General features: G+C 51.4%; 18 protein-coding genes and 1 pseudogene. 2 read left to right on the top strand and 17 right to left on the bottom strand.

The genetic code is table 11. The features are described from left to right. The first annotated feature begins 238 nt into the window (after positions 1 to 238). Both FYJ35_RS00105 and FYJ35_RS00110 read left to right on the top strand, forming a co-directional pair. Positions 239 to 1084: a sensor histidine kinase gene (locus tag FYJ35_RS00105; protein WP_154521359.1), complete on the top strand. Its 846-nt coding sequence runs from the start codon at positions 239 to 241 to the stop codon at positions 1082 to 1084. Between the two features lie 280 nt (positions 1085 to 1364). After that, positions 1365 to 2773, top strand: a pseudogene (locus FYJ35_RS00110) (IS5 family transposase). A gap of 290 nt (positions 2774 to 3063) precedes the next feature. Here the strand turns inward: FYJ35_RS00110 and rpsI are convergent. The 17 genes from rpsI to rpsK all read right to left on the bottom strand — a co-directional run bounded on the left by rpsI (position 3064) and on the right by rpsK (position 18319). Next, a complete protein-coding gene (gene rpsI, locus FYJ35_RS00115) occupies positions 3064 to 3456 on the bottom strand; it encodes a 30S ribosomal protein S9 (RefSeq protein WP_154521362.1) in 393 nt (130 codons plus the stop codon). 17 nt (positions 3457 to 3473) lie between these two features. Continuing rightward, positions 3474 to 3902, bottom strand: coding sequence for a 50S ribosomal protein L13 (gene rplM / locus FYJ35_RS00120; RefSeq protein ID WP_154521365.1), 429 nt, complete (start codon positions 3900 to 3902; stop codon positions 3474 to 3476). A gap of 183 nt (positions 3903 to 4085) precedes the next feature. After that, positions 4086 to 4841, bottom strand: coding sequence for a tRNA pseudouridine(38-40) synthase TruA (gene truA / locus FYJ35_RS00125; RefSeq protein ID WP_154521367.1), 756 nt, complete (start codon positions 4839 to 4841; stop codon positions 4086 to 4088). After that, positions 4838 to 5644 carry an energy-coupling factor transporter transmembrane component T family protein gene (locus FYJ35_RS00130; protein WP_154521369.1) on the bottom strand — a complete coding sequence of 269 codons (807 nt, stop codon included), beginning with the start codon at positions 5642 to 5644 and terminating at the stop codon, positions 4838 to 4840. Before FYJ35_RS00130 ends, truA begins: the two co-directional genes overlap by 4 nt. Continuing rightward, positions 5638 to 6501: an energy-coupling factor transporter ATPase gene (locus tag FYJ35_RS00135; protein ID WP_154521371.1), complete on the bottom strand. Its 864-nt coding sequence runs from the start codon at positions 6499 to 6501 to the stop codon at positions 5638 to 5640. Before FYJ35_RS00135 ends, FYJ35_RS00130 begins: the two co-directional genes overlap by 7 nt. Next, positions 6476 to 7369 (bottom strand): energy-coupling factor transporter ATPase, encoded by an 894-nt coding sequence (locus FYJ35_RS00140; protein ID WP_154521373.1) that lies wholly within the window; start codon positions 7367 to 7369, stop codon positions 6476 to 6478. The genes FYJ35_RS00135 and FYJ35_RS00140 overlap by 26 nt, the downstream gene beginning before the upstream one ends. Then, positions 7366 to 8400 carry a LacI family DNA-binding transcriptional regulator gene (locus FYJ35_RS00145; RefSeq protein WP_154521376.1) on the bottom strand — a complete coding sequence of 345 codons (1035 nt, stop codon included), beginning with the start codon at positions 8398 to 8400 and terminating at the stop codon, positions 7366 to 7368. Before FYJ35_RS00145 ends, FYJ35_RS00140 begins: the two co-directional genes overlap by 4 nt. Positions 8401 to 8646: 246 nt before the next feature. Then, positions 8647 to 10155, bottom strand: a complete 1509-nt coding sequence (gene malQ, locus FYJ35_RS00150; protein ID WP_154521379.1) for a 4-alpha-glucanotransferase — start codon at positions 10153 to 10155, stop codon at positions 8647 to 8649. A 30-nt stretch (positions 10156 to 10185) separates the two neighbouring features. Then, positions 10186 to 11112, bottom strand: coding sequence for a carbohydrate ABC transporter permease (locus tag FYJ35_RS00155; protein ID WP_154521382.1), 927 nt, complete (start codon positions 11110 to 11112; stop codon positions 10186 to 10188). 2 nt (positions 11113 to 11114) lie between these two features. Further along, positions 11115 to 11969 carry a carbohydrate ABC transporter permease gene (locus tag FYJ35_RS00160; RefSeq protein ID WP_154521385.1) on the bottom strand — a complete coding sequence of 285 codons (855 nt, stop codon included), beginning with the start codon at positions 11967 to 11969 and terminating at the stop codon, positions 11115 to 11117. A 160-nt stretch (positions 11970 to 12129) separates the two neighbouring features. Continuing rightward, on the bottom strand, positions 12130 to 13554 hold the full coding sequence (locus FYJ35_RS00165; RefSeq protein WP_154521387.1) for an ABC transporter substrate-binding protein: 1425 nt from the start codon (positions 13552 to 13554) through the stop codon (positions 12130 to 12132). 317 nt (positions 13555 to 13871) lie between these two features. Then, the gene (locus FYJ35_RS00170; protein WP_154521390.1) at positions 13872 to 14396 is read right to left on the bottom strand and encodes a peptidylprolyl isomerase; all 525 of its coding nucleotides are present in this window, start codon (positions 14394 to 14396) and stop codon (positions 13872 to 13874) included. A 115-nt stretch (positions 14397 to 14511) separates the two neighbouring features. Continuing rightward, positions 14512 to 15435 carry a GNAT family N-acetyltransferase gene (locus FYJ35_RS00175; RefSeq protein WP_154521393.1) on the bottom strand — a complete coding sequence of 308 codons (924 nt, stop codon included), beginning with the start codon at positions 15433 to 15435 and terminating at the stop codon, positions 14512 to 14514. Between the two features lie 115 nt (positions 15436 to 15550). After that, positions 15551 to 16087: a bL17 family ribosomal protein gene (locus FYJ35_RS00180; RefSeq protein ID WP_154521396.1), complete on the bottom strand. Its 537-nt coding sequence runs from the start codon at positions 16085 to 16087 to the stop codon at positions 15551 to 15553. Between the two features lie 124 nt (positions 16088 to 16211). Next, a complete protein-coding gene (locus tag FYJ35_RS00185; RefSeq protein ID WP_154521399.1) occupies positions 16212 to 17171 on the bottom strand; it encodes a DNA-directed RNA polymerase subunit alpha in 960 nt (319 codons plus the stop codon). 57 nt (positions 17172 to 17228) lie between these two features. Further along, positions 17229 to 17822, bottom strand: a complete 594-nt coding sequence (rpsD, locus tag FYJ35_RS00190) for a 30S ribosomal protein S4 (protein ID WP_154521402.1) — start codon at positions 17820 to 17822, stop codon at positions 17229 to 17231. A 98-nt stretch (positions 17823 to 17920) separates the two neighbouring features. Beyond that, on the bottom strand, positions 17921 to 18319 hold the full coding sequence (gene rpsK / locus FYJ35_RS00195; protein ID WP_154521406.1) for a 30S ribosomal protein S11: 399 nt from the start codon (positions 18317 to 18319) through the stop codon (positions 17921 to 17923). Positions 18320 to 18330 lie beyond the last annotated feature (11 nt).

Consider the following 18330-nt stretch of genomic DNA (forward strand, 5'->3'; position numbering starts at 1 on the left):
AAAAGCACAGATTTTTCCATTTACATTGTAGCTAACAACCATACAATTTTTTCCACAGAAAATAGCAGTACTTTAAATAAATTCGTGCAGCAGCGAATATTAAATGGTATTTCTCAGAACGTTGATGATTCGGAATATATGATTTATCACACCATTAATTCAACTACCGGGTGGGTCTTATACTGCATATTACCCTATTCTTATCTCTATAAATCACAAAAAAGTATTTTTCTTCAATTTGCTTCTTGGAATTGTTTCGCTGACTGTAAGCCTTTATGCTGCCTATAATATTACACGCCGTATCACAAAACAAATTAATCTTCTTACAAATGCAATTGATAAACTGGAGAACCACGAATTCTCTACTATTCAGTTTGATACAAGTGATGAGATAGGAAGACTTGGACATCGTTTTCAAATTGTATCTGCAGAGAATCACAGACTTACTACATCGTTATATGAAACCACTCTCAAACATAAAGAAGCAGAACTGAAAATGCTCCAATCGCAGATAAACCCTCATTTTTTATATAACACTTTAAATAATTTATACTGGATAACGAAGAAATCTCATGCTGATGATGCCGCAAAAATGGTGTTAAATCTTTCACATTTCTTTGAATTATCATTAAATCATGGAAATTCTGATACAACCATAAGGCAGGAACTTGATTTGGTCAGATATTATTTTGAAATCCAAAATGTCAGATTTAATAACCGTTTTGAATTAATCACAGACGTTCCAGATAAACTAATGGACTACGAAGTTTTCAATATTTTACTTCAGCCTTTGGTAGAAAACTGTATTCATCATGGTCTGGAAGGATTAGAATCTAAAGGAATCATCAAAATCTCAGGTAATCACATAGACAATTATTTAATTATTACTGTTCAAGATAATGGGATAGGATATCCCAAAGGTACCAATCCTCTTGCCAAAGGATATGCATTATTTAATATTAATCAGAGACTTAAGCTAACGTATGGAGCAAATTCAGGGCTTGAGATCCATAGTTACCCCAAATACGGAACCATTGTGACTATAAATATTTATAAGCCAGACAAAACATATAAAACCTTATAACGAAGAGAGGTGTGCTTACCGCCCACCTCTCTTCGTTCCCACGATATTTCTCTCAGATATCCGTCATTCATCACCAGACGGTTTTCTTCTGAATGCATATATGATTCATCTTCATCACTACAGAAATCCATTGCCATATACTCCCCGTTTTCTGAATTTTCCGGTGTAAAAACACCGCCATTCCGGCGAGGTGGAAACCGCGAGTCCGGCCGATGGAAACCGTGAATCCGGAAGCGCAGAAACCGCTTCACACCTTTTCGACTTCAACCAGAGCTGCGGGATGCAGCTTGAGGAGAAGAACGAGTGGGTTGTCCTTTCAACACGAATTGGCTGGGGCGCTTGAAAAATTGTATGCCAGTCTGTTCCCCTCCTACAGAGGATACCCGGCGAAACCTCTGAGGATGGCACTTGGGGCTCTCATTATCCAGAAACGCAAAAGCTGTCCGACCGCGCTTGTAAAGAGGATCGCCGAGAACCCGTATCTCCAGTACTTCCTTGGCATACAGCAGTACTCGCATAAGTGCCATTTTGAGGCAACATCGCTGGTCACATTTCGGAAAAGACTCAGCGTCAGCTTCCTGACGCGGGAAAACGAACTGTTCCTCGGAAAGACTGATGCTACGCCTGAACACGCCAGGAATAAGGTTTGCGTGTCGGAAGACGGGGAAAACAGCGGGACGTTCATCCTTGACGCTGCCTGTTCGCCATCAAACATAAAGTATCCGCAGGGCTTTGTGCTCTTAAATAGCGGGCGCGTGAAGCTTGAGGAGATGATCGATTACTTCCATAAAACTTATGCCCCGTGGAAGAAACCAAGAACTTACCGGAATGTTGTCCGCAGGGAATACCTGGCTGTTGCAAAGAGCAAGAAACGTACGACAAAAAAGCTGCGTTCCCTGGTCCGCAAGCAGCTGGAGTGCCTACGCCGTGATCTTGGATACCTTGAGGCATATATGGCGGAAGGGTATGCCCTACCAGAAAAGTATACCGACTTCTATCTGACGATTATGGAGCTGTACCGTCAGCAAAAGTACATGTTTGACAACCATACACACATCGTTGAAGGCCGGATTGTCAGTATCAGCCAGCCATACCTGAGGCCGGTTATCCGGGGGGAAAGCAAAGAACCCGACAGAATTTGGCACAAATTATGATGTCAGCATCGATGAGAAAGGCCATGCCCGGCTGGAAAAGATCCAGTTTGACCCGTATAATGAAGGCTCTGTGTTCCAGGGGGCGGTTGAAGCGTACTACCAGCGCAACGGCCATTATCCCGCAAGGGCGGTGGTTGACCAGATCTACCGGACGCGGAAGAACCGCGGTTATTGCAAAGAACATGGAATCCGGATGTCAGGGCCTAAGCTTGGCAGGCCGTCCAGGGAAGCGTCTACCAAAGAGGAATACCAGGACAATACAGACCGGATCGAGGTGGAACGCTTCTTCAGCCTGGACAAGCGGTGCAGCGGCGCGGGGCTGGCCATGACCAGGCTGTCGGATACGACACTGTCATCGATTGCCCTGTCAGTGTTTGTGACGAATCTATTCGCAATCCCTGCCGGCAATATTTTTTTGCTTTATTTGCGGAAAGCGAAAACGGCACAGATTCTAGCCATTTCATCGAATTCGAAGCAGCGTAACCTCCCGCCGCGGGTATTCACAGCTGTTCGTGGTTTTTGGGGGCTTTGTTGAGCAGACACTAACTAACTGACATTGGATTCTGAACAGTTACCTTTTTCCACCGTACGCTTTCCGTTCGAACCAGTACCCCTGTCCCGGTGGTGTATGCCGGAAAGTCCATAGGGATAAAGGCCTATCCGGAAATGATCGAGATCTCCTCTCCTGCGGTAAACGGATATCGATCCATGAACTTTATCAGGATAAACTGCGACAAACCATTTTGGGCATAAGAAAACCCCAGAAATGGCGTTTCCGGGGTTTTCTCGTGTTTGCTGATCCCGATTATCCTTCGGTAACTGAGATTAACGCTTGCTGAACTGAGGTGCTCTGCGGGCCTTCTTCAGACCATACTTCTTACGTTCCTTCATACGAGGATCTCTCGTCAGGAAGCCTGCATCCTTCAGCGGCTTTCTGTACTCCGGATCTGCCTCCAGAAGGGCACGGGAGATGCCGTGGCGGATGGCACCGGCCTGTCCGGTTGTGCCGCCGCCGTTGACGTTGACCAGGACATCAAACTTGTCCGCATTCTCGGTCAGTACAAGCGGCTGACGAACGATGGTCTTCAGCGTCTCAAGACCGAAGTACTCATCGATATCTCTCTTGTTGATCGTGATCTTTCCGGTTCCCGCTACAAGATAGACGCGGGCAACAGAGCTCTTTCTTCTTCCGGTTCCGTAGAACTTATCGCTAGCCAAAGTACGTTCCCTCCCTCTTAGAATGTAAGCGTCTCAGGATTCTGCGCCTGATGCTTGTGATCCGGGCCTGCATAGACAAACAGCTTCTTCTGCATCTGTCTTCCGAGCGATCCATGAGGAAGCATTCCGAATACTGCGTGCTCGATAACCTTTTCCGGCTTTGTCGCAATCGCCTCGCGAAGGCTTGTGAACTTTGCCCCGCCGACGAACTTGGAGTGCGTGAAATAGGTCTTCTGGTCAAGCTTCTTACCGGTGGTCTTCACCTTCTCAGCATTGACAACGATCACATAATCCCCGGTATCAAGGAACGGTGTATAGGTCGGCTTATTCTTTCCTCTGAGGACAGAAGCGACTTCACTGGCCAGACGTCCAAGCGTCTTACCGTTTGCATCGACTACATACCACTTTCTTTCGATCGTAGATGGTGTCGCCATATAGGTTTTCATCGATTTTCCTCCATTATCAGCATTACGTCCGCAGCCGAGAGTGCTGCGTCTTACGATGGACTGGCAGAAGTTATATCCGCCCTTCCTGGTATGGAAAAGCGTTCTTTCCGGTAAACGCTTATCACTCAGAGATGAGCGGCTCATAGCCGCACTGAATTATTATATTCATGGGGATCGCCCCTGTCAACCCCTCTGTTTATCATCCAGATATTCAATTCCCATCAGTGTCAGGCCCTCCGGCCGCGCCGTGTCCCCGGCAAGGCTTCTGTCCTTCGCCTCGAGCACGGTCTTCATCTCCTCCGGCTTCATCTGACCGCCGCCGACTCTCAGGAGTGTGCCCGCGATGATGCGCACCATGTTGTAGAGGAAGCCGTCTCCGGTGATCTGAAGCGTGATCATATCCCCCTCACGCCGGACAGAGATCTCCTCGATTGTGCGCACATGGTTCGGTCTGTCCGGCATTGCCGTGCAGAAGGAGGAGAAGTCATGCCGCCCCAGAAGGTAATGCGCAGCCTTGTCCATTTTCTCCGCATCGAGCGGATAATAGTAAAATGTAGAGTAGCGCGACACCAGGGGGTTCTGGACCGGCCTGTTCCAGATCTGATAGCGGTAGGTCTTGCGCACCCGGCAGAAACGCGGGTGGAAGGTTTCCGGCACCTGTTCGGATTTCTGAATCCGGATGTCGGACGGCAGCCTCGTGTTCATTGCGATGGCAATCTTGTCCACCGGCATTCTGGCCTGCGTGTTGAACACCGCGACATTCCCCAACGCGTGCACCCCTGCATCCGTCCGGCTTGCGCCTGTCACATGGATCTCCTCTTTCAAAAGCTCGGACAGGTGCCTGTTGAGCTCGGCCTCGATCGTATCTCCTTCCGGCTGAATCTGCCAGCCATGATAATGGGTCCCGTCATAGGCGACCGTCAGTTTGACTCTTTTCATATCTTTACAAATATTCTCAGCAGAATCTGTGCGGCCATATAGCCTGCCATGACCAGGAAGGCGATCCAGTCCTTCCTGTGATAAACCAGCGGCTTCATCTTCGTCCTTCCAGCCCCGCCGTGATACCCTCTCGCCTCCATTGCAAGCGCAAGGTCATTTGCCCGGCGAAAGGCTGAGACAAAGAGCGGGACGAGAAGGGGCACCATCGCCTTCACCCTGTGGAAGACGCCGCCCGACTGGAAATCCGCTCCCCTGGCTTCCTGCGCCCGCATGATTTTATCCGTCTCATCCATCAGAATCGGGATGAACCGCAACGCGATGCTCATCATCATCGCAATCTCATGAACTGGTACATGAAGCCTGTTCATCCATCCGAGCCCGGACTCCAGCCCATCTGTCAGGCTGTTCGGTGTCGTGGTGAACGTCAGAATGCTGGAACCGATGATCAGATACGTCAGGCGGACCGCCATATGGATCGCAAACCGGATGCCTTCCTCCGTCATCTTCAGCTTCCAGATCTGAAGCACAGCCGTGCCCGGCGTCATGAACAGATTGAACAGAATCGTAATCAGCATCAGGATGAAGATGGGCTTCAGGCCCTTCAGGATGTAGCGAAGCGGTACCCCCGACATGGTGACCACTGTCAGCACGGCCACCGTCGCGAGCGCATAGGCACTGATCGAGCTGAATGTAAAAAGAGATATAATAAAGACGAGGGTTCCGAGCAGCTTGACGCGCGGATCCAGCCTGTGGATCAGGGAATTGCCAGGGTAATACTGGCCGATTGTCATATCCTTCAGCATTTCACCCCTGCCTTCCTGAGCACCTCCAGAATCTCATCCGCCGCCTCCGCCTGCGTCGTCACATCCTGGCTGACGTCCCATCCCATTCTACGAAGAGCCCGCATGACATAGGTCACCTGCGGGGCCGCAAGTCCGATCGACTCCAGCTCCTCCACATGAGAAAACACCCTTGCGGGGATATCGTCATACAGCACCTTCCCTTTGTCGAGAACGATGATCCGGCTGGCATAGTCCGCCACATCCTCCATGCTGTGCGAAACCAGCACAACGGTAATGCCGGACTCCTGGTGCAGCTGTTTCAGCACCCCCAGGATGTCATCCCGCCCCTTCGGATCCAGACCTGCAGTCGGTTCATCCAGCACCAGAACCTCCGGGTTCATCGCCAGGATCCCGGCGATCGCAACCCTTCGCTTTTGCCCGCCGGACAGCTCAAATGGAGACTTGTTCTCGTAGCTCTCGTCAAGTCCGACCATGCGCATCGCCGCCCTTGCGCGCCCTCCTGCCTCTTCTTCGGAAAGCCCTTGATTCTTCGGTCCGAAACAGATATCCTTCAGCACCGTTGTCTCAAAGATCTGGTATTCCGGGTACTGGAACACCAGACCGACCCGGAACCGGAGCTGCCGCATCGGGTATCCGTCCTCATAGATCTTCTTTCCATCGACAAAAATCTGCCCGGACGAAGCCCGGTTCAGCCCGTTCAGATGCTGAATCAGCGTCGATTTTCCAGAACCCGTATGGCCGATGATCCCGATGAACTCCCCGCTCCGGATGGTCAGGCTGATGTCATCGAGCGCCTTTTTCTCGTAAGAGGTTCCCAGGCCGTATATGTAATTAAGATGCTCGATTCTGATCTCCATGCCTGATCTTCTCCAGCTCCTCTGTCAGCTCTTCCACCGTCAGGATCCCGTCCGGCAGCGGAACTCCCCGCTCCTTCAGCCTGTCCGCAAGTTCCGTGACAAAGGGAACATCCAGACGGATTTCCTTCAATGCACGGACATTTGAGAAGACTTCTCTCGGTGTCCCTGACATCACAACAGTCCCCTCGTCCATGACAAGAACCCGGTCTGCGTGAATCACCTCTTCCATATAATGGGTGATTAATATGACGGTGATCCCTTCTGTCCTGTTCAGCTCCCGTACTGTCCGGATGACCTCCGCCCGTCCGCCCGGATCCAGCATCGCCGTAGGCTCATCCAGCACGATGCATTTCGGCTTCATCGCAATCACACCCGCAATCGCGACACGCTGCTTCTGGCCTCCGGAGAGCCTGTTCGGAGAACTTTCCCGGTATTCCCACATGCCGACAGCCTTCAGGGCTTTCCGGACTCTCTCCCAGATCTCCTTCGTCGGAACCCCCATGTTCTCAGGGCCAAACCCTACATCCTCCTCCACGACGGAGGCGATGATCTGATTGTCCGGGTTCTGAAAGACCATGCCGGCTGCCTGCCGGATCGCTCCGACATTCTTTTCCTCTCGGGTGTCCAGTCCGTCTACAAAAAGAGTACCTCCCGACGGGACGAGCAGCGCATTCAGCTGCCTGGCAAGCGTCGACTTTCCGGAACCGTTGTGCCCCAGAATCGCGATGAACTGTCCTTCCTTCACATCGAGGCTGACGCCCTTCAGCGCCTTGTAGGAAGCGTCCACATTGCCGTCGTCGTCATAATGGAGGTACTCGTATGTCAGATCATGTCCTTCTATGATCGATCTTCTGTCTGAACTCTTCATCCTGATATTCTTCTTACCGATTGTCCCTCCCGCAGTTTCGCCGGGAATATGCGATACCTTCTCCCCGTCTTCTCGTTGATCAGCTCAAAGAGAATTCGGCTTGCCTCCGTTGTCATCTCTCTGATCGGCTGTTCGATTGTAGTCAGCGAGGGCTGGTAATACAATGCCTGATCCAGGCCGTCAAATCCGGCGACGGACACATCCTCCGGCACCTTCATTCCCGCATCAAAGATCGCCTTGCAGGCTCCGATTGCGATCACGTCCGCGATTGCATACACCGCTGTAAAGGGGACTCCCCGATTCAGAAGTCTCCTCGTCTGCTGATAGCCATTCTGCATCGTATAGGTCTGCTCATCCGGGTCCATCGTGACCACGAGAGACTCGTCGTACTCAATTCCGTTGTCCCTCAGCGCTCTCTTGTACCCCTCAAGGCGAAGCGTCCCGATGCTGGAATCCCGCGCCAGAGAGGTCAGAATGGCAATCCGCCGATGTCCCATCCGGCAGAGATAATCAACCATCCGGTAGCTCTCGGCTTCGTCATCGATGGAAACAACTCCGAAGTTGTCAAGGCTCTCCCCGAGCACGGCATTGACCGTACAGATTACATACGGAACCGTCAGCTGGTGAAGCAGATCTTCCCTCGGATGGCTGGCTCCTCCAAGAAATATGATTCCTTTCAGCCGCTTCTCCTTTTCAAGGCGGATTGCAGCCTCGATTTCATTCTCTTCCTCATCCACCTGTTGAAGAACAAACAGGTACTGCTTTCCCAGGATATCACGTTCCAGCATCTGAACCATCGCGCCGAAGAGCGGATTGCTGATCCCCTTTGCCAGGACTGCAATTGTGTTACTTTCAGACCGCTTCAGGTTCCGGGCACTGTTGTTTGGAATATATTGGTATTCCGTAATGGTGTCAAGGATCTTTTTCTTCGTCTCCGGATTGATATCCGGGTGGTTGTTAATCGCACGGGAGACCGTGCTGACACCGACTCCGCAGATCTTTGCTATTTCCTTAATTGTGATCTGTTCCATGTTGTATCGTTCCTTCCGTCTCAGCCGCAAAGACCGCAGACTCAAGCATTATAGCAAGTACCGCAGGCAGATGCAATGATCCGTATGCAGGCGGCATACGGATGCTGTTCTGACAGCTGTCTGTCCCGCCGAATGGATGAACCTCATGCCTGATCTCCGGATAATCTCCTGCCCGCACCCGATGATGAGCGGTCGCCTTCACAAAAAGATGGCAGGGCCCTCACCACCTGCCCTGCCATCCATCAGTCACTTTGTATTTCTCTGTGCCAGTCTGCCGGATATCTTCGTCAGCCTCCTGATCTTCGATGCCAGCTCATCCGAAAACTCGTCCTTTCTCAATCTCCAGCACCAGTTTCCACCGGTCGTGGAAGGATGATTCATCCTCGCCCAACTGTCAAGGTTCAAATAGTCCTGCATCGGAATCACGCAGGTATCTGAGACGCTCTCCATTGCAAGCCGGATAAACTGCCAGGTTTTCTCCTTCCTCGGTACATCTGCAAGTCCAAGATAATCGTCCGCAAGCTTTCTGTCGTCATCTGACAGCTCATCGTACCACGCATAGAGCGTCTGATTATCGTGTGTTCCCGTATAGACGATGGAATTGTGCGGATAATTATACGGCAGGTAGTTTCCGGAGTCTCTGGAGTCGAACGCAAACTCGATGACCTTCATCCCCGGGAATCCGGAATCCTTCACCAGTTGAATGACAGACGGTGTCAAAAATCCGAGATCCTCCGCAATGATCGACTTTGACGTCACCTTCGGGTTCTCCGCGAGCGCACGGAACAGCTTCATGCCGGGTCCCGGCATCCACTTTCCCTTCACCGCATTCACACTGCCGTAGGGAATGGAATAATACTCATCGAACCCGCGGAAATGATCAACCCGCACGACATCATACAGCTTGAGGCAGTGATCGATTCTTCTCTTCCACCAAGAGAAGTTTGTCTTTTCATGATAGCTCCAGTCGTAAAGCGGGTTGCCCCACAGCTGTCCGTCGGCCGAAAATGCATCTGGCGGACAGCCTGCGACAGCCTTCGGCCTTCCGTCCTCATCCACCTGAAACATTTCCGGATGCGCCCAGAAATCCGAGCTGTCTGGCGACACATAGATCGGAATGTCCCCGATGATCTCAATGCCATGATCGTTGGCATACTTCTTGAGGCTGCTCCACTGGAAAGCAAACATATACTGGAGGAAGCAGTAGAAACGGATCTCTCCGCTGTATGTCTCCTTTGCCTTCCGGAGTGTCTCCGGATCCCTCTTTCTCAGCTCAAGCGGCCATTCCTGAAAGCTTTTTCCATTATTTGCATTCTTGACCGCCATGAACAGCGCATAGTCCGGAAGCCAGTCCTCGTTCTCCGAGAAGAACCTCTTGTACTCCTTTGTCTGGTCAAAGCGGCTTCTCCCGCAGGCAAGCTTCAGGACCGTGAAGCGGTTTGTATAGAGCTTGTAGTAGTCGACCTTCGTCTCGTCCACCTGCCCGAAATCGACGGTATCCACCTCGCTCTTCTTCAGAAGCCCTTCCTCAATCAGAGCGTCCAGGTCAATAAAATACGGATTTCCTGCAAAAGCAGAGAAGGACTGGTAGGGAGAGTCCCCGTATCCCGTCGGACCCAGCGGGAGGATCTGCCAGTAATGCTGGCCGGCAGCCTCCAGCTGGTCAACAACCTGGCGGGCACTCTTTGAAAATGTTCCGATTCCGTATGGAGACGGAAGGCTGGAAATCGGAAGCAGGATTCCTGCATATCTCATGTACGTGCATTTCCTTTCATGCGTTTTTCATCAGCCCTTGACGGCTCCGGCCAGAACGCCCTCAATGATGTACTTCTGTGCAAATGCATAGAAAATCACGATCGGGATGATGGCCATGACCAGTACCGCCATCATCGCGCCCCAGTCAATGTTTCCGTGGGACTGCTTCAGATACTGGACTGCGATCGGGATGGTCTTGTACTTGTTGATATTCAAAACCAGTGCCGGAAGCAGGTAGTCGTTCCAGATCCACATGGACTCGAGGATTGTAACTGTCATGACAGTCGGCTTCATGATCGGCAGCACAACCTTGAAGAAGGTCTGCACCGGCGAACACCCGTCGATCATCGCGGCTTCCTCAATCTCAAGGGAAATGCTCTTGACAAAGCCGGTGAACATAAACACGGCGAGCCCTGCGCCGAATCCCAGGTACACAACGATGATACCAACCGGATTACCGAGATGCAGGATGTTCGCAAACTTGGACAGCGTGAACATCACCATCTGGAACGGGACGATCATCGAAAACAGGCACAGGATGTAAAACAGGGAAGTAAACTTCGACTTCACACGCACGATGTACCATGCTGCCATGGAGGTGCAGAGAATGATCACGATGACGGAGAATACCGTGATGAACAGGGAGAATACGAACGCTCTCGGGAATCCGGTCTTGTTCCATGCATTCACATAGTTTCTCATGCCGAAGAACACCTGCTTGATGCCCTTCTCCCACTTCTCAGCTCCGTCGCTGAACAGCGAGTACCGGCTGATGCCAAACGGGTTCTTGAAGATAAACGCTTTCTTCTTGAAGGAGTTGAGAGTGACGACGACGAGCGGATAAATCCAGATCAGGGATATGATCGTGAAAATCACGGTCAGCAGGCCGCCGTGTCTGGCGCGGCGTACAGTTGAAACCTCCTGCGCTGCCTTGTTCAGCTTCTTTGCCTTTGCCATGGTCACGCCACCTCCTTGCTTCTGGACATCTTATTCTGAATCAGCGAGATCACACCGACCAGAATGAAGAAGATCACTGCCTTTGCCTGGCCGACACCCTGCCAGCCGGTCGAACCATACATCGTTGTGTAGATGTTCAGGGCAAGCAGCTCAGACAGATGGTTCGGGTTGCCGCCTGTCAGTGCGAGGTTCTGATCAAAGAGCTTGAACCCATTCGTCAGTGTCAGGAAGGTGCAGATGGTGATGGTCGGAGCCAGCATCGGAAGCGTGACATAGCGGAGCAGCTGTCTGCTGTTCGCTCCGTCAATCTCGGCTGCCTCGATCAGGTCCGGAGAGATGTTCTGAATCCCGGCGATGTAGATGACCATCATGTACCCGATCTGCTGCCAGCATACAACGATGACCAGACTCCAGAATGCGCTCCACTGAGAAGTGGTGATCGTCATTCTGTAATTCTGAAGAACAGCGTTGAAAATCATCATCCAGATGTAGGACAGGACAATTCCGCCAATCAGGTTCGGAAGGAAGAATGCAGTCCGGAAGAAATTCGTTCCTCTGATTCCCTTCGTCAGTGCCAGTGCGATCGCAAATGCAACGACATTGATGATCACGACTGTCACGACCGTAAACAGTGACGTATACCAGATGGAATGAAGGAAGGTCGTGTCAACCTTGCCGTTCACAACAAAGATTCTGGAATAGTTCTTGAATCCTACCCATTTCCAGTCTGTCACAGTCGTAAACTTGCAGAATGACAGGAAGATTCCATAGAAGAACGGGATGATGAAGCCGATCAGGAATGCAATCGCTGTCGGCAGCATGAATAATGGAAAATATTTCTTGATTGACTTTTGCATAAAATTTCTCCCTCGCCATGGCTCAGCTTCGGTTCCCTCATCAGGCACCAGCCGATTCGTGAGAAAAAAAAGGGATGAGTTCCGTATCTGCAACTCATCCCCGGTGATTCACATTCTCTTCATCAAGGAGATTTTCTGTCCTTTGCCGGACATCCGATCTTTACTCAGCCTCAGTAGCTGCCTCGGTAGCTGCCTCAGTTGATGCCTCTCCCTCATGAGCCAGCGTCCACTGATGTGCCCATCCATCAACGAATGCGGTCTTGACTGCATCCCAGCTTCCGCCGTTGGAGGTGTAATCTGTCAGAGCGTTGACAACATCCTTGCGCCAGTCATCAACATTCGGTGTTGCGTTGAAGGACCATGCAACAGAAGTCTTTCCTGCAGACTGGAGAGCCGTTGCCTCAGCGCCGAATGCATTCCTGGAAGCATAGTCGCCGGTGAAGGTATCAAACGGGCAGGTAAGTCCCATGTCATCGACCATCGCCTTGCGGCCTTCGTCAGAGGTGATCACCCAGTTGAGGAATGCAAGAGAAGAATCGATATCCTCCTGCGGAGCCTTTGCATTGATTGCCCAGAAGTTCTCGGTTCCGGAGCAGAGGCCTTCTTTCGCATCATCGACACCAAAGTAGATCGGCATCATTCCGAGATCTTCAGCCTTGACTTCATAACCATTGTCTTCGTTGGTCAATGCTGAGAACTCCCAGTCACCGTTCTGATAGAACACAGCCTCGCCCATTCCGAATTCCTGCTCTGCATTGTAGGAGCCGGAGTTCAGGGTCTTCGGATCTGCTGCAGAATCAGATACATACATATCCCAGACATTCTTGAAGTTGTCAAGGTAGGTACCCTTGATGGTCGGCTCACCTGCTGTCAGGTCTACACCATCATCCTTGAACTCATAGTACAGCGGAAGGTTTGCAAGGTGTCCAGAGAATCTCCACGAAGAGGAATCATCCAGGCCTGCGGAAGCAAATGCCTCAGTCAGGCTGGTTCCGAACTTATCGTTGATCTCATCGACTCTGGACTGGATGTCATCTGCAACAGCCTTCAGGGTATCGAAGGAATTGATGTCATCCATGGATTTTGCCTTGGCATTGTCCATCTGGAAGTAGTCATTCAGGATCGTCTTGTTGTAGATGATGCCGTAAGACTCGAAGCAGTTTGCAATCGCTGCAACCTTGCCATCGTAGTTGACGGTCAGTGACTTGTCGGTCAGATGGCTGTAAAGAGGCGTATCCTTCAGATCATAGGTGTAGTCATTCCAGGTCTGAGCTGCTGTCGCGTTGCCGACTGTGAAGATGGTCGGAGCATCGCTCTTTGCCATCTCAGATGTCAGGGTTGTGTTGTACTGTCCGTCAGCTGCGGTCAGAACCGTGACATCGACGCCATACTGGCTGCTGTAATCGGATGCAAGCGTCTGCCATGCTTCGTCAGTCTCCGGCTTGAAGTTCAGCAGATAAACCTTGCCGGTACCCGGATCAAAAGCTTCTGTGGAAGCTTCTGTCTCGCCTGCCATCGCAGTTGTGGCAAGCATGCTTGCTGCCATTGCAGCAGTCATAAGAATACTTACGGCTTTCTTTTTCATGTCTCGTCCTCTCCTTTGACATACATGATTTTGGGTTGCTTCTTTCCTATCGGAAGCCTTACCGGAACCGTTGTCGGCAACGTTGTCGGTATCGTTTCCGGTGATGACTGAATAATAGCACAGGGCCAGAATAGTTTCAACACCATTTTGGCCCTGTGTAGTCGATTTGTTTCTTTTCAACAATTTTAATACTTATAGTTTGTTCATTATGCTCACCCGATTCTTCCTGCCTTTCGGTTCAGGTAAGATCACACCGCTGAGTTTCCGTAACCCTGCCCAAATGCACAAATCCCTGATCGTGAAGGATTCCGCAGGGCTCAGCACTTCGCCGGCTCCGGATAATCCACGCCAAAGGTTTCAACTGTCATGGACTGAATCTTCTGCTCCTCCATCGGACGATCTGAATAGTCGGTCTCAGACTGTGCAATCCGGTCCACGACCTCCATTCCCTCCGTCACCTTCCCGAATGCGGCGTACTCACCGTCGAGATGCGGGGCGTCTCCGTGCATGATAAAGAACTGCGATCCTGCTGAATTCGGGCTCATCGATCTCGCCATCGACAGGACACCCGGCGTATGCCTCAGGGTATTCTGCGGAAAATGGTTGCGGCGGAACTCTCCTTTGATCGAATAGCCGGGCCCGCCCATCCCGGTCCCCTCCGGGTCTCCGCCCTGTATCATGAAACCGGCGATGACGCGGTGGAAAATGAGCCCGTCATAGAACCCCTTCTTTACGAGTGAAATGAAATTGTTGACGGTGTTCGATGCCATATCGGGATAAAGCTCTGCCTTCATGACGCCCCCATCTTCCATGGTGATGGTTACAACTGGATTCTGTGCCATGTTCCGCTCCTTTCTTCATCTGTGATCCTGTTCTCAGATCATATGAGAATGATCTGTTATACCCAGTTTTCCTTGAATCTATTTCTTTATCCTTCCTTTATCCTTCCCTTATACCTTATAAGTTCTTCCGCCTGAGAACAATGGTCCGTACTGACAATCGTGCGTCAGCATCCGGGACGTTGACGCCGCATGCAGACGCAGGAATGACTGTCTTCTCCTTGAAACCGAGCTTCTCCGCAAGCCTGAGAGAAGGCTTGTTCCGCTGGTCGATCAACACCCATATCTCCTCAATCCCGGTCTTTTGAGCCGCGTAGCGGAGTATTTCCCGGCAGGCTTCCGTTCCAAAGCCCTGCCTGCGCCACTTTTCCGCAATCACATATCCCAGCTCAATCCGGCCATCCGGCGAAAGGCTGTCCGTTTTCGGGATCAGCCCGCACCAGCCTGCAGTCTCCCCGCTGTTCTTCTCAGTCACAGTCCAGAGCCCGAACCCCCAGAAGCTGTAGGTTGCCTTGATATATGCAAGATACTGGTCTTCTTCGATGCTCTGCCACAGTCTGATGCCCCCGGCATCCGGCTCCCGTACCTCGCTTAGAATTCGGCTCAGTGTCGGATAGTCCTCCTTCGTACTTTCCCGGACAAGCAGACGCTTTGTCTCCCCGATGCGGACCGGTATCCCTTTCCACCGCCTGTACGCATTCAAAAGGCCCTCCGCGTCTGCGTCCTCAAAGGACTGAATCACATAGGAAGCACCATCGAAAAAACCGCCGTCTGCATCCGGCTGATACCCTGCAACAAAGAATCCATTTCCAGCAAGGGCCGCCGACAGATCCAGATTGTCCGTCACCACAAGATCTGCATCCGAATATGCCTGCTTTATGCCTTGGCGCTGCACAATCTGGACACTGAAAGCTCTGCGGCCTATCTCCTTCAAATATGCGCGTCCTGTCTCCTGCATGCAGAGGGCATCCATGCTGCTCTCCCCGAGTATAAAAAGAACACGGATCCTTGTATCCGGCGGTGTCATATGAAGATCTTCCATAGGCCTTCTGTCTGTTCGATCGTCGCTTAAAAAAAGGACCCGGCCTGCAGCTGCAGGCCAGGCCCTCTCATCTCTGTTGAATCCTGTACGAAGAAATATCTGTCGTCAGAAAGCCTTAGACAAGCTCCAGAACGACCTCCATTGCTCCGTCACCGCGGCGCTCCCCGATCTTGATGATGCGGGTATAACCACCGTTGCGGCCGACATACTTCGGAGCGATCTCCTCAAAAAGCTTCTTCGGCAGATCAATCTTCTTGGTATTTCTCTTTCTTCCGGCAGCTTCCTTCGGAACTTCCGTAACCGGATAGAGAACCTTCAGCATCTGGCGTCTTGCATGAAGCCTTGCCGGGTTGTCCTTCTTGATCTCCTTCTGGACCTCGTCATAGACGGTTCTCTTCTTCCCGTCGACAACTTCCTTGACTCTCTTTCCTTCAGCATCCTTGCGCGGAACCTTTGCGGTCACGGTCACAGTCTGGAAGTCATCCTTCTCCTTGACTGCAAGCGCAATCAGTCCGTCTGCAATCTTCATGACTTCCTTTGCCTTGGACTCGGTGGTGATGATTCTTCCATGATAGAGAAGCTGGGTAACCTGGCTGCGAAGCAGAGCCTTTCTCTGAGAAGATGTTCTGCCGAGTTTTCTGTATCCTGACATGTTCTTAAATCCTCCAAACTCCTGACATACAGACGCGCATCCTTCGGTCTTACCGTCTGCATGTAAATCTCAGGGTTCCTTTCGGTTCCCGGGGTTTCTTTTTAAATCCTTTCAATCTCTTTCGTTATACTTCCTCACTGCTGCGCAGTGAAAGTCCCATATCCTTCAGCTTGGCAAGGACTTCCTCAAGAGACTTTCTGCCCAGATTGCGGACCTTCATCATATCGTCCGGTGTCTTGTTGCAAAGCTCGCCGACCGTATTGATTCCGGCTCTCTTCAGGCAGTTGTAGGAACGGACAGAAAGCTCAAGCTCATCAATCGTCATATCCAGCTGTCCGCCGTCTGTCTCCTGCTTTGTGTCTGTAAGGACAGGCTGCACCGGCGCATCCGAGAGATCGATGAACATCTTGAGATGATCGCTCAGAACCTGTGCCGCCATGCTGACAGCCTTGTCCGGCGCAAGTGTTCCATTCGTCCAGACATCAAGTGTCAGCTTGTCATAGTCCGTATTCTGCTTGACACGGGTATTCTCAACCGTCATATTGACACGCTCAACCGGCGTATAGATTGAGTCGACAGCAATGACGCCGATCGGCATATCGTCTTTCTTGCTCTTCTCTGCGCTGACATAGCCTCTCCCGTTTGTAATCGTGAGCTCCATGTTCAGCTTGCAGTCAGATCCGCCGTTCAGATGTGCGATCACCTGATCCGGATTGACGATCTCGATATCCTGATCAGCCTCGATATCCGCGCCAGTCACAACTCCTTCCTTTGAGCAGTCAATATATGCTGTCTTCGGCTCATCGGATGTATTGTGATTTCTGATCGCAAGGCTCTTGAGGTTGAGGATGATCTCTGTTACATCCTCCTTGACGCCCGGAATGCAGCTGAACTCATGGAGCACTCCCTCGATCTTGACCTGGCTCACAGCACTTCCCGGAAGAGAGGAGAGCATGATCCTTCGAAGAGAATTGCCGAGCGTGATGCCGTAGCCGCGCTCCAGCGGCTCCACAACAAAGCGGCCATGCTTTTTGTCGTCGGAAATCTCTGCAACTGTAATTTTAGGAACGATGAAATCGAGCAACTCAGTCCCTCCTTATATGGGTGTGTGCCTTGTTGACTTTTGCGTACCCCGGTGTAATTACTTGGAATACAGCTCGACGATCTGGACTTCATCGACCGGAACATCGATCATCTCTCTGGTCGGAAGGCTCTTGACGGTCGCCTTGAAGTTCTCAGCATCCAGCTCAAGCCATTCCGGGATGAGTCTTCCGCCGGTTGCCTCTGCGATATCCTTATATCTCTGGGAATCTCTGCACTTTTCCTTGATCTCGACGACATCGCCTGCAGACACAAGTGCGGACGGAATGTTGACGCACTTTCCGTTCACAAGAACCTGCTTGTGGTCGACAATCTGGCGAGCCTCTCTTCTCGTTCTGGCAAGGCCAAGGCGGAAGATGACGTTGTCCAGTCTGGACTCCAGAAGGATCATCAGGTTCGGACCGGTCATGCCCGGCATTCTCTCTGCCTTCTTATAGTAGTTGCGGAACGGCTTCTCCGTTACGCCGTATATGAACTTTGCCTTCTGCTTCTCGCGCAGCTGCAGGCCATACTCGCTGACCTTTCTGCGGGCGCGCTTCAGCTCTCTCTTTGACTTCTTGTCATATCCCAGAACGGTGGGTTCCATTCCGAGCGATCTGCATCTTTTCAGCACAGGTGTTCTATTGACTGCCATTTATGATCTACCTCCATATATGTTGATGGCATCTTTTCGATCTGTATACCATCCCTGCAAGCCTTCCATACTCAGGCGGCCGCAGAGACTTCATACGGTCAGACTCTTCTTCTCTTCGGCGGACGGCATCCGTTGTGCGGAACAGGAGTCACATCGCTGATGGAGATGACCTGGAGGCCATTCGCGGACAGAGCGCGGATTGCAGCCTCGCGTCCCGAACCCGGTCCCTTGACGAAGACATCGACCGACTTCAAGCCATGAACAATTGCAGCCTTGGTAGCTGTCTCAGCCGCCATCTGTGCTGCGTAAGGAGTAGATTTTCTGGAGCCCTTGAAGCCCAGTCCGCCTGCACTTGCCCAGGAAAGAGCATTGCCCTCAGCATCCGTCAGCGTCACAATCGTATTGTTGAAGGATGACTGAATATGTGCCTGGCCTCTCTCTACATTCTTTCTGACACGCTTCTTAGTGACTTTCTTTACACCCTTTTTATCTGCCATTCTTTTATAAA

Source organism: Porcincola intestinalis (assembly GCF_009696445.1).
GTDB classification, from domain to species: domain Bacteria; phylum Bacillota; class Clostridia; order Lachnospirales; family Lachnospiraceae; genus Porcincola; species Porcincola intestinalis.

Coding starts and splice junctions, on each gene's coding strand:
- rplM (WP_154521365.1), bottom strand. CDS start 3,902: ATGAAAACCTATATGGCGACACCATCTACGATCGAAAGAAAGTGGTAT.
- truA (WP_154521367.1), bottom strand. CDS start 4,841: ATGAAAAGAGTCAAACTGACGGTCGCCTATGACGGGACCCATTATCAT.
- FYJ35_RS00130 (WP_154521369.1), bottom strand. CDS start 5,644: ATGCTGAAGGATATGACAATCGGCCAGTATTACCCTGGCAATTCCCTG.
- FYJ35_RS00135 (WP_154521371.1), bottom strand. CDS start 6,501: ATGGAGATCAGAATCGAGCATCTTAATTACATATACGGCCTGGGAACC.
- FYJ35_RS00140 (WP_154521373.1), bottom strand. CDS start 7,369: ATGAAGAGTTCAGACAGAAGATCGATCATAGAAGGACATGATCTGACA.
- FYJ35_RS00145 (WP_154521376.1), bottom strand. CDS start 8,400: ATGGAACAGATCACAATTAAGGAAATAGCAAAGATCTGCGGAGTCGGT.
- malQ (WP_154521379.1), bottom strand. CDS start 10,155: ATGAGATATGCAGGAATCCTGCTTCCGATTTCCAGCCTTCCGTCTCCA.
- FYJ35_RS00155 (WP_154521382.1), bottom strand. CDS start 11,112: ATGGCAAAGGCAAAGAAGCTGAACAAGGCAGCGCAGGAGGTTTCAACT.
- FYJ35_RS00160 (WP_154521385.1), bottom strand. CDS start 11,969: ATGCAAAAGTCAATCAAGAAATATTTTCCATTATTCATGCTGCCGACA.
- FYJ35_RS00165 (WP_154521387.1), bottom strand. CDS start 13,554: ATGAAAAAGAAAGCCGTAAGTATTCTTATGACTGCTGCAATGGCAGCA.
- FYJ35_RS00170 (WP_154521390.1), bottom strand. CDS start 14,396: ATGGCACAGAATCCAGTTGTAACCATCACCATGGAAGATGGGGGCGTC.
- FYJ35_RS00175 (WP_154521393.1), bottom strand. CDS start 15,435: ATGGAAGATCTTCATATGACACCGCCGGATACAAGGATCCGTGTTCTT.
- FYJ35_RS00180 (WP_154521396.1), bottom strand. CDS start 16,087: ATGTCAGGATACAGAAAACTCGGCAGAACATCTTCTCAGAGAAAGGCT.
- rpsD (WP_154521402.1), bottom strand. CDS start 17,822: ATGGCAGTCAATAGAACACCTGTGCTGAAAAGATGCAGATCGCTCGGA.
- rpsK (WP_154521406.1), bottom strand. CDS start 18,319: ATGGCAGATAAAAAGGGTGTAAAGAAAGTCACTAAGAAGCGTGTCAGA.